7 protein-coding genes and 1 riboswitch are annotated in these 16,263 nt (G+C 35.4%); all 7 genes read right to left on the bottom strand.

Annotated elements, in window-relative coordinates:
- Positions 1-96: 96 nt before the first annotated feature.
- Entirely contained in the window at positions 97-2,382 is a 2,286-nt protein-coding gene (locus NU08_RS08915; protein ID WP_129746792.1) for a DUF5074 domain-containing protein, read from the bottom strand.
- 185 nt (positions 2,383-2,567) lie between these two features.
- Positions 2,568-3,770 (bottom strand): cell surface protein, encoded by a 1,203-nt coding sequence (locus NU08_RS08920; RefSeq protein ID WP_165352439.1) that lies wholly within the window; start codon positions 3,768-3,770, stop codon positions 2,568-2,570.
- Positions 3,771-3,776: 6 nt separating this feature from the next.
- On the bottom strand, positions 3,777-4,922 hold the full coding sequence (locus NU08_RS08925; RefSeq protein ID WP_129746793.1) for a DUF5074 domain-containing protein: 1,146 nt from the start codon (positions 4,920-4,922) through the stop codon (positions 3,777-3,779).
- Positions 4,919-6,967, bottom strand: coding sequence for a TonB-dependent receptor (locus NU08_RS08930; RefSeq protein ID WP_129746794.1), 2,049 nt, complete (start codon positions 6,965-6,967; stop codon positions 4,919-4,921). The genes NU08_RS08925 and NU08_RS08930 overlap by 4 nt, the downstream gene beginning before the upstream one ends.
- Positions 6,968-7,076: 109 nt before the next feature.
- Positions 7,077-7,282: riboswitch (cobalamin riboswitch) on the bottom strand.
- A gap of 106 nt (positions 7,283-7,388) precedes the next feature.
- Complete coding sequence (locus NU08_RS08935) at positions 7,389-8,036, bottom strand: porin family protein (protein ID WP_129746795.1); 648 nt, start codon at positions 8,034-8,036, stop codon at positions 7,389-7,391.
- A 64-nt stretch (positions 8,037-8,100) separates the two neighbouring features.
- The gene (locus NU08_RS08940; RefSeq protein ID WP_129746796.1) at positions 8,101-14,241 is read right to left on the bottom strand and encodes a M4 family metallopeptidase; all 6,141 of its coding nucleotides are present in this window, start codon (positions 14,239-14,241) and stop codon (positions 8,101-8,103) included.
- A 389-nt stretch (positions 14,242-14,630) separates the two neighbouring features.
- Entirely contained in the window at positions 14,631-16,256 is a 1,626-nt protein-coding gene (locus tag NU08_RS08945) for a tetratricopeptide repeat protein (RefSeq protein WP_129746797.1), read from the bottom strand.
- Between the last annotated feature and the right edge of the window lie 7 nt (positions 16,257-16,263).

The raw sequence follows: 16,263 nt of genomic DNA on the forward strand, positions 1-16,263 counted from the left end.
TTTGTATTGTAAATATAATGATTGTTACCGATATGACGGAGCATTAAAAAAAGGCTGGCACCAAAGTGACAGCCTCTAATATTCAATTTTAAAACTTTATCTTTTAATAAATTTCTGTGTATACTTTGCTTTGTCGGTTACAATATTGATAATATAAAAACCTTTGGCAAAATTGCTTACATCGATTTGATTGTTGTTTATTCTGGTATTGATAGTTCTTCCGTTAACATCATAAATTACAATATCTGTTATTTCATCTTCAGTGTTAATATTTAGATAATCTGAAACTGGATTTGGATAAATTGATAATTGCACTTTCGTGAATTCGTCTCTGCCTAAAACCGCTGTGTCAACCAAAATCGATTTTTCTACAATTTTTCCATTAGAATTAAAACTGATTACAACTGTTGCTTTTCCTCCTATTTTCGGTGTAATAACCAATTCTTCATTCGCATTAATTTCTGCCGAAACGATGTTTTCATCGCTATTAGATTTTATTGTTTTTACAATTGCCGCAGATAAATTGTCTTCATCTGAAACTACTGTTTTTAAATCAATAATCGTTGGGCTTCCTGTTGAAATTTCCGAAGGCAAAATTGCATTTACAACTGGTGCAGCATTATCTGGAAATACCGTCATAGCAGGAAACCAGTAATAATCATTTAGAATTTTAGTATCAATTAGTTTTCCCGTATTGTCAAAAGTATGAATCCAATTTTTTTGGTAATGTGCTCCAAAACCGCTTTCTGTTGTGTTTACAATAATTTGATCTGAAATGGGATCGATTCTCAACGCTGCTCCATACGGAATTTGCTTAAAAGTTCCTGTTTGTCCCGGAAGCGTAGCAAAACTTTCATTGAATTTTTTAGTTGCTACATCAAACTTTATAATTAGAACACCCGACGTAAATGCGTTGACAGAATTCATCCAATACAAAGCATTTTCCTTATTGCTGTATGTAAAACTACCTGCATTCCACGCACCCCACGAACCTAAATATTGAGTAGTTGGTATGGCATATTCAACAGTTGCAAAAGTTAAAGGATCAATATTAATTAGCTTCTTATTTTGAATTCCCCAAATGCTTCCATCTTTAGATTGTGTAACCGAATGAAACGCGCCTGTAATGGTTTTTATGACAGTATTAGTTTTAGGATCAATGACCAAAATTCCACCATTTTGTTTTACGGCAAATACATATTGAGAAGTACGAATCATGTTTCCAATCTGACCCGCATACTGGCTTCCACCACCTGTCCCTGCAATAAGATTTCCGACTTTCATATTGGCAATATCAAAAATAAAAACACCGTTTGAAGCTCCTATATATCCTGTTTTTTCATCAACTCCAACAAAAGAACGTCCGTCTCCTCCTCCTACATTATCAAATTCTGCAAGGGTTTTCATGGTTAAAGCATCAGCTACAACTAGCCTTCCTCCTGGAGTATATTGTGTATCGCCTCCATCTTTAGCTTGTTTGGAAACAAAATAAAACTTATCTCCGTAAATAGTTCCGTATTGCGTTGTAGCGCCAAAAGCTTTATTTTCATTTACATCGCTATACACTCTATAATTAATCTTCCCGTCATTGCTGACAAAATTTACAGATCCATTAGTATGGCCAAACCATTCTTCGTTTACCATAAAATAGCCTTTTGTAAAATCTATCGCATTCGAATAAGGCGTTACAGGCGTAAATGCTGCAATTGGTTCTTCTGCAAACGAAACATTAAAATTCCAGACGTCCCAAGAGCCATTTTGTAAAACTCGGCTCGATGCTCCTAATCCAGAATAATCAAAACTATTATTAACATCGTCTCTTACCCAATAAGACCAATATCCATTAACTGTCCAACCAGATTGCCAGTGATCTGATGCGTCTATTGGCGTATATTCGTCAAAATCGTAAACCGATGTATTTACGATACCGATACCGCTTACAGGATAATACGGATACGTTACATTTCCGCTTTTGTACAATCCAATTGTGTTGGCTCCGTCCAAATCAAAACCGAATCCGCCAATTGCAGTTCCAAATTGTGTTCCTTGCAACAAAAGAGTGTAAAAACGAGGATCGGCTTTTGCAATGGCTTTCATCATATCTTCTCCAGTTGCATTTCCGTTCCATTTAAATCCCCAGATTAAGGCGTCTGCATTTTTTCCGTCGTTCCATTGTACGGCAAATGCTGCTTTATTGGCACCGGTACCAACCCAAAACTGAATATCATCAAAAGTCGTTGCATTAGCATTCTTTGCTGTTAATTGTTTTTGCGTTCCTGTTTTTAATTTAATGTCATTTCTAGGAACGCCTTGCACTTTTGTCTGTGCATGATTTAGAAATGCAAAAAATAGCATTATTACTATAAAGTAGTTTTTCTTCATAATGTATTGATTTTAAAATGTTGTGTTAATGATTATTGCAACACAGAGAGACATAGATTTAATTGTGTTAAAAGAATAGAGAAAGAAACTAGTTTCTAACACATAGCTATGTGTATTTAAAAAAGTGAAACGCCTTTATGAGTTTCTAAAATCTATGTTTCTATGTGTTAAAATTCTTTCTTGTGTTAGTTAAGATGTAAATCATAAGCGCCTGAAACTTCAGTCGAAACTTCTCCAAGCCAGCCCGCTTCCTGATTAATTGCGGTATATATTTTTACGAAGTCTATTCCTGGAAGCTTCACATATTTTCCGTTTTTATCTACTGCCCAAGAAATATCAATATTGGAAGCTTCATCATTATTTGGCGCATTATCGGCATAACCAAATTCAAACGATCTGCCTACCCAATACGAACCTTCGCCACTTTGATCGTAGAAATTATCTGCTACTCGCGTACCTTTCAAAGTATAAGACGCATCGGCAATCCAGAGCGGATAATAATTTTGTTCATGAAATACATTTTGGACTTTATATCCTGATTTTCCAGCATTATCCTGCCATTTGATGTATTCTGTATTAACTTGCCAAAATTCTGTTCCTGCAACTGGAGATTTGCTGGCATCGGGCTTAAAATAAGTGATTTCGTAGTTTTTTATTGTGGTGCTTTTAAAGTATTCGCTCCCTGCAATTTCATACCATTCATCTTGATCTGGTTTTCCGTTTTTATTTCTGTCGTAAGCGACCATAATAATTCCAGGTTCGCAAGATCCTGCGCGCGCTTCGTTGGCTTCATTTCCCCAAAAGGCATTTCCTAAAACCTTAAAATCTCGTCCATCCATATTTGGAATCGTGTGATCGAAACCAAAAACCACATAACCGCCAAAACCGCCTAACGAAATCATGGTTGTATTTGAACCTACAATTGCCTTTTTCGCGGCAGAAATCATATTGGCTTCTGTATTTCCTGCGGTGTATTGTGGAATTTCATTTGTAAACTGCCCAACAGCAGGACGAAAATCAAATACATTAGAAATATATTTACTATACGTTCCTGTTTCTTTTGTAACATTTATGGATGAGTTGTAAATCTTGGTTTCTCCGTTTATCTCAACTTTTAAAGTCAGCGGATAATTTTTCTGAAACGGACTAATAAAATCCAAATCGGCATTCTCTGAAATAATTGAATCTTTAACGCTCCAAGTTAGTTTAGCCGTATTTGGAAGGTTTGTTGCAATATTCAGGACTTTAAAACGGTCAATTGTATACGATTCTTTCAGGACTTCTGCGGGGAGCAGATTTTCTTCAGTATCATTGTCTTTATCGCAGGCCCCAAATCCCAAAAAGAGAATTGAAAACAAAGCGATTTTAAAAAGATTTTTAGTCGTCATTAAGGGTTATTTTTTAGTTATAAAAGCAATATGAGCGGGAATATTCCCTGCGGTAGTTTTCCATTTCAATTTTCCGTCGGGTGTAAAACAATAGATATAGCCTGTTACGACGTAGTTTTGCGCATCGGTAATGTAGATTTCTTTGGTTTCTGGATTTACTTGAAGTCCGTACGGAATCATGATTTTTTTATCGGTTCCATCCGTAATAATCTGGTTGGTGATTACTTTTTTGGTTTTGGTGTCCAAAATTCCGTAACTCACTTTATTGCTTCCTGTCAAATAACTCCAAGAAACACTGTAGTAATACAGTAAATCATCTACTAAACAAGTTCCAGAAACAGGAATATCGAGCTGCATCTTCTTTTCGTCTGTTTGTGTATCAATCACAAAAAGATTAGATGGCGTGTTGTAATAATCGCCGCGCGAACTCACATAAATATCGCCTCGACTATCAATCTGCATGCTGTACAAATTAATGCCTACATCTATTTTTTTGATTTCTGTAAAAGTCGCCAGATCAATAACCGAAACGGTTCTGTCGTAATTTGGAACTCTATAACCGCCTGAATTTGCGACATACAATTTTCCGTTATGAATAACCATTTGTTCGGGCTGATAGCCAACGGTCACTTTTCTTTTTATTTCTAATGAAGTCGTATCAATTTCGGCCACAAAACCGATTTCTGCATTCGGATTTATCGCGACTGGTCCCGAATACGAACTCACATAAGCTTTGTCTTTATAAAAAGCCACATAACGACAATTCGGAATATCGATTTTTTTGATGCGTTTTGCTGTCCATTTTTCTAAAACCTCAACTTTGTTGGAGCAATTAATGACTGCATAAACCTTATTTCCATAGATTTTAATATCGTTTCCAACATCTCCCAATTCTTTTACCACACTCGGATTTCGCTCTGAATATACATCTGTAGTGTAATTTCCTGTTCTGTAATTGAAGACGTCCAGACTCGCACGATTCATTCCCATATTGCCTTCATTCAGAAGATAAAAACCTTCTATATTTCCGTCACTTCTTGGCGCGGCAACAGCGGTATCAGAAGAAAGAAATATCGTTTCGTCTTCACGGCAGGAAACCAACAAGACAGATATACTTAAACCAAATACTATTTTTAAAAAGCTCTTTTTCATAACTCAAAACTGATTATAAATTTGAATGTTCGCCCCGGCATCGGATAATTGTAAATCACTTCATACTGCTGATTAAAAGCATTATTGACTTCAATTGTTCCGTTTAATTTGTAGTTTTTGAATACGAAAGATTTCTGAATGGCTAAATCGTGTGTGTACCAAGGCTGCACTTCATTTACTTTGATATTATTGACATTTCCGTTGTAACGTTTTCCAACATAAATAAAACTGTAATTGAAGTTCCATGATTCGTAATTGGCGTTTAAAATTCCAGATCCGCTGTGCCAAGGCGTGTACGGAATCTGATCTCCATAAGAAGACATTTCTAAGCCAACAAACTTTGTAAAATCCTGACTTTGAGAATACGTGTATGTTAAATTGGCATCTAGTTTTAGCTTATCAAAATGAGTTGCCATATTCAGAACCGTTTCAATTCCTTTTCCTTTAACTTGTCCGATATTGGTCATCATCCAGCGGAATAAATTTCCTGTCGGAGCCGCAACAATTTTGTCTTTTGTATTGGTATAATAAGCATCTGCTTGAAAAGAGAATATATCAAAAAAGCTTTCTCTTACGGGGAAATTATACGTAAAACCAACATCGTACTGATTCATATATTCTGGCCTCAAAGTGCTTGAACCAATCATGGTATAATACAAATCGTTAAAAGTTGGCATTCTGAAAATGCGTTTGGCAAATGCCCTTAAATTGAAATCGTATTTTTTAAACGGAGTATAACCCAAAAATATGGCAGGCGTAAATTCGGTTTTATTGGGAGCTTTGGCGTTGTATTTTACTTCTTCAATGACTCGGGTTCCTAGTACATTTCCTAAAACTTTAAAACCTTCATATCGATACGAAGTAGCAAGAGAAACTAGCGCTGTATAACGCTGTGGAAAAGAAAATTGCGTCTGAATTCCTCTTCTTGTCGCATTTAATTTATTGTATTGAAAATCGGTTGAAAGTGAAACGTCCCAAGTGGGTAAAATGCTGTACATATTGACAGCCGAAAAATAAGCTTCCTGCTGGTAATAACTATCGTCAGATTGTGCGCCTTCGGTTACGGTTTCGCCTAAAACATTGGTTGTATCTCTGGCAATATAATGGGTGTAATCGTAAGCAAATTTTCCTTTTAGCTGGAATTTAAATTTTTCTGAAACGTCTTTCGTTAAAGAAGATTGCCCGAAAAAGTTCTTGTCAAATTGCCTAAAACCGTCTTTAAACTTATTTTCTACAATGGCTCCCGGCGCGCCTCTCTCAGAATCATAATAATAGACTTTGGCATCCCAAGTTCCTTTGTTTATTTTTCCATACAAACCAGATTCAAATCGGAATGCTTCTATATCGCTGTTCCATCGTGTTGCTGTGGTGTCGTAGGCAATGCTTCCATCCTGATTTTTTCGTTTATATCTAAATTTATATTGTCCATTCGACTTAATGTATTCAGAACTTACGCTTAAACTCACTTTATCGCTCAGCTTTTGTTCCCATCTAAAAGAAGGATCGTGATAATTGATAGACATTGTTTTGTAACGAACCAGCAGATTTGTTTTTTTATTGCCTGTAAAAACAGGACGTTTGGTTCGCAAATAAATTGTTGAAGCTGATGCAAAGTCTTTAGCCGACTGAAAAATTTCGCTTTTCTGTCCATTATACATCGTAAGCGATTCCATGTCGTCAAGCGAATATTTTCCTAAATCAGTTACGCCGTTTTGTGCATTTCCAAGCTGAATTCCGTCATAAAAAACACCAACATGGTGCGTTCCCATGTTTCGAACATCAACCGTTTTGAGACCGCCGACACCGCCATAATCTTTGATTTGAGTTCCTGCAAAATAACGAAGCGCATCGGCAACATTATGGCTAGAAAGATTCTTGAGCAGAACGCCCGAAAGACTTTGTACAGGAATCACTTCCTGATAGGGTTTTCCTTTTAAAACAACTTCTTTTAAAACCCGAGAACTATCTGTTACTGCTTGGGAATGAAGCAAAAAAGGAATCAATACAATAAAAGCTGATAAAAGCGTTTTTTTACAATTATACATCACGATTTAATTAAATAAACTTTGTGTGATGCCGTAATTATATAACAGTAGTAATCCCGCTATGCAATAGCAGGTTATTATCTTGTCATCAACTTCATACCACGAAAGTCTTAAACTATGTGATCGTGGCAGGTCTCCTGACTTATTCTATCTTTAAACGGCCTTCTCACCCCGCAAAGCGGGACAATGGCATTAGTATGCTTAAAGACTTTGTGTAGAACTTACAGTAGCGGGTCTGTTCAGGATTTACACCTGATTCCCTTTTAACTGCTTATTTCAGATTGAAAAAAGCAGACCAAAATCTGGGTAAAGATATAACTCAGGTATGGTGTCTGCAAATTAGAATTGTATTTTTTGAAAAAAACAAAAAAACCACTCCTAAAAAAGAGTGGTTTTTACAGGAATGAAGGTGTTACTAACTCTATTTAAAAAAATAACCGATCGTTATTTGAAAAACTTTATTCTTCATATCGCTGTTGATAATATAATTTGTGTTTGCAGTTACATCTTTAAACACATTGGTATAAGACAAATTATATCTTGCATCTGCATAAAACTTGTCTTTAAACTGATAACCCAATCCGAAATTTACAGAAGCATCTACTCCATTTGAGTAATCTTTTAAATCCATTTCTTCATGGTTATCATAACCTAAAAAGTTGTCTTGATATTTGTTATTTGCTTTTAAAAGTATTCCAACTTGAGGTCCTGCCTGCAAACTCAAACCTTTCACAACATAATATTTCAGCATTACAGGAATATTTAAATAATTTAAGGCAATAGTACTTTTGTAATCTGAATTTTGAACGTCTGGATCTGAATACGAAATTTTCATTCCCTGCTGGCTGTATAATAATTCTGGCTGTACCGAGAAGTTTTTTGCCAAAGGAATTTCTGCCATTAAACCAGCAGTAAATCCTGTTTTACTTTTGGAATCCAATTCGTTTTCATCAAATGTCAAGCTCGAAATATTTAAACCTGCTTTTACACCCAACTTTACCTTTTCGGTTTGGGCCATTGCACCTGCACACATTAACAGCGCGCAGATTATTAGCTTTGATTTTTTCATCGTATTTTTTGTTTTTAAGAAGGGCAGTTCTATATGAGAACTGCCTTTTCTATCTGTAATTTTGTTACTTTTTAATAATCTTAGCTGTGTACTTTTTGCCTTGAACCGTACAGTCTAAAATGTAAACTCCTGTAGTCAGCTGGCTAACATTTACACTTGATGGAACAGCGGAATAGGTTTTACTCCAAACCGCATTTCCTTCCATAGAGTAAATCTTCATTTCAGCTTCGCCTTCAGCTTTTTCAGCCAAGAAGATATTTACATTGTCTGCAGCTGGATTTGGGAATACTCTGAAAGAATTTGTCAATTTTCCAATAAGAAGACCTTTAGAATCAATTGGTTCAGACATACTTGTACATCCGTGTGCATTGGTTGCTTGAAGACTATAACTTCCTTCCCAGATTGTTGCAACTGTTTTTTCGGTCGCATTCGGGATAATTCTTCCGTTTAAATACCACTGATAACCTGCAGCATCAGCAGAAGCTGTAATTTTATTACCTTCTAATGCTTGAATTTCCGGTACTTTATTTTCTAAAACATTAATAGTTGTTGTGAAAATTTTACCTAATCCGTGTTCGTTGTAAACAGTTACATAATATTCTCCACTTTCTGTAGTCGTGAAAGTTGGATCTGTTGAGCCGTCAAACCATTCATAAGCCGCATAATTTCCTGGATTTAAAACTACTTCAGGTCCGCAAACATCACCGCTTGGCAATTCAGAATTGAAAGTATCGAATGTCACCGTTACTTTTTCTGTTAAAGTACATCCGTTTTCAAGAACTGCCGTAACGATATAATCGCCTGGTTTAGTTACTTCAATATCGCTGGTTACTTCTCCTGTATTCCATTTGTATGAAACTGCGTCTAGTTCTTTAATCAGCAAATTGGTTTGAGCATTAATGTAAACGTTTTTACCAGCATAACCATGAATTGATGCGTTATCAAATAATTTAAAATCACCTGAAACTCCTTGGTAGTAATAATTCTCAATCGTATTATTTTGATCAATAATATCTCCTTCCAACTTGGCTGTGAAATTAAAAATATGCGAATCGTCGTTTTGATCTAATTTTGGCAGTTTTTTGAACGTGTATTCTATACTTTCTCCAACCGGAATTCCAGCTTCAACTGTTTCCGTAATAGACTCTGAAGTGTTCAAATAATCAATTTTTACTTGAATACTATTTTCTTTAATCGCAATCTGACCTTCGTTGCTTAATCTTACTTTGTATTCCTGACTTCCGCAAACATCTTTTGGCGATAAAATCTCCATTGCAACGTCTGTAACTTCTTCATTAAAGATTTTCAAGTCGTCTAAAACCATATACGAATATCCAGCTGCTTTTGCATGTCTAAAACGGAACATTACTGATTTTCCTCTGTATTTAGTGATATTCAATGATGCTCGTTTCCAATCTGTATCTATGTAGCTGCCTTCTTTATTTCTTCTCCAAAGTTCTGTCCATTCTCCTCCAGCAACTTTAATGTCTACCAAGAAAATATCATTCACATTACTTTGCATTGCATAATAAAACTCAACGGCAGAAGCTTTTTGAGACAATTTATACATTGGCGAAATTACTTCTCCGTAGTATGATAAATTCTCTAACGAACTATACAGCATATTTTTTGCAGTATCACCTGTATGATCATTTTTAGGAACAGTCAGATTCACATTGTCTGGAGTAATCACAACTCTCCAAGGATAATTATCATCACTTTGACTTGAAACAAATCCTTTTTGTCCAAATAATGAACCCGCTGGCAAGTTCGAAAAAGTTTCAACGCTTAATTCTGGGGCATTTGCTATGACTTCAAAAGATCCTTTTATAATCTGGGCGTTCTCTTTAGATTCATCAGCAGTATACGCTTTTACAGTAATTTCATATTTTCCTGCAGCCAATTGCGGTAAACCAGCCAAATTATAAGTGATGGTTTGTCCAACTAAAATAGTTTCGCTTTTCTCAACCAAAATAGGGCTTCCAACAGCGTTGCCATTCTGACTGACTTGATATTCAAATGTGAATTTATTTACTTCTTTGTAAGCGCCATTTCTAACATTAACAGCAAATTCATGTGAAGGAGCATCTTCATAAACTGTTTCAGGAACACTTAAATTTGTAAGTCGTAAATTCGTTTTAGATTCTTTAATTTCGATATTATCTACCGCAAAACCATTAGCAAAATATCCGTTATCATTGTGTACGAAGGCAATCATAACACAAGATTTCCCTGCATATTCGGTCAAATCCACTCCATATTCCCACCAATTTCCATAATAAGGCATTTTAAACACTTCTTTCCAAGTTTCCCCTCCATCTGTACTTACTTTTACATATCCATCAGAAAGATGCTGAGCATCTCCAAAACCGTCAAAAGTTAAATGCGCTGCTTTGTAATTTGTCAAATCAAATACTGGAGAAACCAACATATCGTTTGCTGCATCACAATTGCATTTATCATCGTTACTTGCCATAAATTTGGTATGATCTGCAATAAACCAACCTGGCGAACCTAAATCTGGACGTAAACCATGTTTCCAGCCTGCAGAACCTTTATTTTCAGCAGTTCTCCATCCTTTATATTTAGAAGCATCTTCAAAATCCATTTTATAAGGAAGAACAGAGATTTTCATATCTTCATTATTCCAATTATCGTAAGTAAGCGTCACGGCGTTATTTCCTTGTTTAAGGTCTTTTGCCATATCTTCAGGGAATACAGAAACCGTAATAGTGTGCTCTCCAATATTTTTCAAACTGATATTTGGCACTGAATACGTTATTGTGTCTTTAAACTTGGCAAAGTTTAAAGTTGTTTTTTCAGTTTTTGAGAAAACCTCCGTTTTTGCAGCATCAAGAACTTTAGTTGTAATATTAACCACTTGGCTAGCAGTAGCAAAATTGTTTGTAATCTTAGCTTTTATGGTAACATTGCTGTTATTAATATCACATTTTCCTGCATCTAGTTTTGCAGATAAAACTTCTAAATCGTAAGGAGCATCGCTCACTAAAATATTGTCTATAAACCCTCCTAAAAATCCGTCATAATAATCATCTGATTTTACACGAAAACGAATGGCTGCTTTTTTACCAGCAAGCTCATTTAAACGTATTTGATAAGGATCTTTTTTCAGATTATTGTTCACGCCCGTAAACCATCCTCCATCAAATAAGTCATTTAAATGCTTGGTTTCTGGATAATTTACAGTTTCAACTTTTTTCCAATTCTGGCCTTTATCTTCAGAATATTCAACCACTAATCCGTCATATCCTGTATGAAGCAAATAATACAAATCAAACTCTACATAAGGAGAAGTCACATTGGTAAAGTCAAAAATTGGAGATTCTAAGACAAAATCAGAATTAAGTCCCATTCTTTCTGTTCCTTTAAAATCTACCATTCCCCACATATATTGCGATTTAACGGTTCTAAATGATGCAGGATAATTTTGGAATAAAAACTTTTGGTTTCCAGCTAATGCTTTTGTATTCCATCCTCCAGCTGTTCTTTCAAATCCTTCAGAATATGGAAACTGTGTAATAATGCCGTTATATGCAGCATTTATAATACTGTTATTTGTAGTGATTGGATCTTGCGCCAATGTTACAAATCCTTCGTAAGTATGTAAGCCAGGTGCAGATAAATCGAAAGTATTATCAAAAACAACAGTCATTTCTGAATTTCCTTTAAAATCTGCAGTAAGCGTTACATCTTTCCAAATGGTTGTACTTCCGGCAGCTGTATTAGCATATCCAACTTTAAGTACCGTTCCTGCCGGAATAGGTGCACAACCTAAATTAAAAATCGTCATCGATGACTGATAGTTTGACGGAAGCACGCCTCCTGTATAATAAGGCATAGTCAATGCAGTTGCTTTAAGATCGTAATCTTTTTGCGCCGCAGGAACAACGATTGGAGAAATAAAGGTATAGCCTTCTTTTGCTCCAAATTCAGCTATAGGATTTAAATCTACTTTTACTTCTACATAATTTGTAGCTCCGTTGCCTTGGTATGGAATTTTACTTTTTAATGGTAAAACCACTTCTTCACCTGGATTTAAATCTTTAGCAAAAGCAACTTTTCCGTCATAAGTATAAAAAGTGATTAATCTTCCAAGAGCACTCGCCATTGCTCTTAATTTGAAATTTAGATTTTCATCGGCTTTAATTACGGTGCTTCCCGTATTTCTAATTTTTACATAAAAAGGCTCTTCTCCTTTTAATGGTCCGCACGGAACTGAAGGATTCTCAACAGAAACTAGAAGAATCTGTCTTTCTCCATAAGCAGGTCCAACACCAATTGCATACCAAGCATTGGTTACTTGCTTGTATTCTTCAGAACCTAATCCGTACAAATCTTCTGTAGCCATCAAACTTGCCTGACGCATTGCCATGAAATTTGAAGAAGGCGATAAATATTCTGTAAGTGTTGTGTAGGCAATTTTCTCGGCTTTTTCCAAACCAATTGCTTTTACGCTATAACTGTTATTTAAGTCATTAACGCCTTCGCCACCTTCTACTAAAAGATAATACCAATAATTGGTAATTCCACTATTTTGGTGAACACCTCCATTGTCAACACTAGTATTGGCAGGATTTGTCCAAAATTCTCCTCCGTAAGTATCTGGCTGACCAGCCGCTTTTGGATTCGACATGCTTCTCAAACTTCCGTGTTTGTACAATTCGTCTCCAAGCATCCAGATATCATTTTTAGAATCTTTTCCGGCATAAAGCTCAATCGAAATTCCAAAAATATCACTGAACGATTCGTTCATCGCACCAGATTCTCCCAAATAAATTAAACCTGCAGAAAATTGTGTTACAGCATGTGTCATTTCGTGTCCTGTAATTCCTAAACTTACAAATGGCTGTTTGTCTCCATCACCAAACTGCGCCCATCCTCCTGTCCAAGACGCATTCTGAACATTGGTTCCTAAGTGCGCAAGACCAAAAATGGTCATTCCTTTATCATCGACACTATTACGGTTAAATTTTTCTTCGTAATAATTCAGAGTCTTTTGCAATCCCCAATGAATATCGATTGCTGCTTCATCGTGATCTTTATTGTATAAATCATTCCAGTTGTTATCCTCATCGATATACTCTGTCAAAACTTCATCAGATGCGTGTTCTGCATGATTCATATTTAAAGTATAAATCGGCACTTTATATTTTCCTAATAAAGTTTCCAATCTATAACCATCTGCATATTGTGTTGTGCCAAAAGTAACATCTCCTGCAAATCTGGCTTTTCCTTTACCAATGGCCGCTCTTCCGTCAGCAGAAGGCGAAGATGACGAGCGAAGATCTCTGCTTAAATCAATTTTTAAGATTACTTTTCCAGTATTGGCATCTACATAAATCGTCTGGCTTGATTGCGGATTTGTAGCGAAAATATCATATTTCCATGCCAAATGGTATTCTGTCAATTCAGACGAGAAATTTGGTCCAACATAGACCAATTCTCCTTCTGGTTTTGTGCTGATTTTTTTATGCACCAAAGAAGATAACTTTTTGCTCTGCCAAACATATTCTTTAGCATTTACCGTATTTAATGCATTTTGCAAAGCCGTCGAAGCATTTACTTTATAATTACTGCTGGCTGGCAGCTTTTTGCTCACCGCACCAAATGCATCAATCTTAGATTTATCTTCTCTAACCTTGAAGATAGCTCCTTCTACAGGAACAGAATTGTGCAGTTGCTGATACGTAGCCAAAGTTCGTCCGTGCTTATCTGAAACCGATTTTAACTGCATTCTATCTGAACCCGATAACTCGAAAGCGTCTTTTTTAACTTCAAATATATTTCTAGAAGTCAATTTTGCGGACTTAGCAAAAGACTTCACTTTTGTAGTGTCTGAAATCTGCACATTTTTGGCTGTTGCAGCGCTTTGGCTTTTGTCAAAAAATTTCTGGCTAGCCTTTAATCGTTGATTTACCGCATCACTTTCTTCCTGCGAAAGTGTCGTTCCGTTTACACTCTTTTGAGTTAATAAAACAGTAGGATCATCATTCTGATTACTGTTTTGATCTGCTGTTTTCTGAAAAACCTGATCTTTTTTCTGATTGGCGCTTGGCGATTGTATGGCCGTCTGCGCATTGGCCGACTTGTTTTTTGGTAAAGGTGACTGAGCCATTCCGACGGAACAGACTAAGAAACCCAACAAAAGAAACAAATACCTAGGGTTTGAGTAGGTTTGGTTCATTTTTTAAAATTTTTAGATTAGTATTAAGGCATTTTTAGTTCATAGTTTGCTCTCTATTCGTTCGCACAAAAGCGCAAAAACCCCGTCCAAAAATCAATTTGGCGATTGATTCTTAGATCCGGTTTTTGTTATTTTCTGTAGAATTTTTAAGAGTGCGCTCTTTTTTGTTTTTGTTTCCTCCAAAAGTTCATCTAAACTTTTGTTCGGTTCATTTTTCTTTGTGTCCATCCAAACGTATTTTATAATCGTTTGGTAAATGTAGAATGGCAGTATCAGACTCAGAAAAAAAGGACTATTGCAAAAACACTCGCAGGCTAAAATGCATCACTAAAAAAACACTCATTTTAAAATAAAAACAAATATATCAAATAGTTACATTTTAAATTATTTTACAATGAATCGGCTTTAAAACTGTTCAGATAAGTGGAAAGATTTACTTTTTCGTTGGTCAAATCAAACTTTTTACGCAGTCTGGTGCGGGCATTTTCTATTGATTTAAACGATTGCCCAGTGATTTGAGAAATCTCTTTTGTCGTTAAATCTAAATATAGCAGCGCACAAAGACGGCGCTCTTTTGGAGTAAGTGTAGGATAATCTATGGTCAATTTATCGAAGAAAGATTTATGAACCTGCTCAAAACTAATTTCAAATTCTTTCCAGATATCGGTATTTAAATCTTTTTCCAGACGTTTTAAAACAATATCTATTGCTTGCTGCAATTCTTTATTTGGTGTTTTGAGTTTGATCTTTTTAAGGTCTGTCAGAATTTCATTGATGTTGTCTGTTCGGTGTATTTCAGACATTGCTTTGCCAACCAAAACCATGTTTTTAGCTTCAAGACTTTGTTTGAGTTCCTGCTGTTTGGCTTTTAATTTCTCCTGCTCCAATTGATTTTTGATGTGCTTATTTCGATATCGAATCAATAAAATAATGAGCACTAATATTCCAACAACCAATATTAATCCGACAACATAATATTTAAATCTGGTTTTCTCTTCGACCAGTGTTCTTATCTGACTTCTAACTTTATAATCTTGTTCAAGCTTAATTCTTTCAAGGTTTACAGCTTTCTGCTCAATATTTATGCTGTCACTAATTTTATTGTATTCCTGAAAATAATAAACCGCATTCTTGTAATCACCCATATTTAAATAGGCCTCATAAAGCATTTTATTCAATCTCATATTCGAAAAACCAAAGGGTTTATCTTTATTAAACTCAAAAGCCTTTTTTGCATTTACAATAGCGGCATCATATTTATTTTCTTCCAAATTATATTGCGAAAGAGATTCATACACAAATGATTTCAATGAATTATCGATGTTTGAATTAACCAAAGAAAAAGCCTTTTCAAAATAAAGTTCGGCATTCTTCTTATCTTTCTTTTTCGCATAAGTTCTTGCCAAATTGGTATAAATATATACTGTTAAAGTATTGTTTTTCAGCTTTTCGGTTATCAAATGTGCCTTTTGATAATAGTGTAAAGAAGAGTCTGCATTTTTGTCGAGATAGATTGTTCCAATATTATTTAGAATCTTAACCAATTTAGTCGAATCATTTTTAGCTTTCTGATACTTATATACATGCGAGAAAAATTTAAGGGCTTTTTCCTGATTATTGCTTTTTGCATACAAAATGGCAAGGTTGTTTTCTGCGCTGGCAATTTCTGCAGGATTGTTTTTTTCTTTATAAATATCATAAGCCTTCAAATAGTATTGCAGCGCCACGTCTAGAACATCTTTTGAGTCGTAAAGATTTCCTGCCGTTGTATATACTACAGCCAAAATTTCGTTTGATTTCTCTGTTTTTTTTGCTTCAGTTTCGGCCAGTTCTATATACTTGACCGCCCTTTCCCAATCTGTTTTATTTAATTTTAATGCTATTTTGCAGCACAAATCGGCCTTACGAGCAGGATTATTGATTGTGTTTAAGCTATCTATCAGCTCTTTTGTTGAAGATTGCGGATAAGCAAAAAAAGTTATGAAAATAAAAAATATGCAAAGTAATCGACCCATCGTGTGT

Origin of the sequence: Flavobacterium anhuiense, from assembly GCF_004151235.1 — a bacterium.
Taxonomy (GTDB): domain Bacteria; phylum Bacteroidota; class Bacteroidia; order Flavobacteriales; family Flavobacteriaceae; genus Flavobacterium; species Flavobacterium anhuiense_A.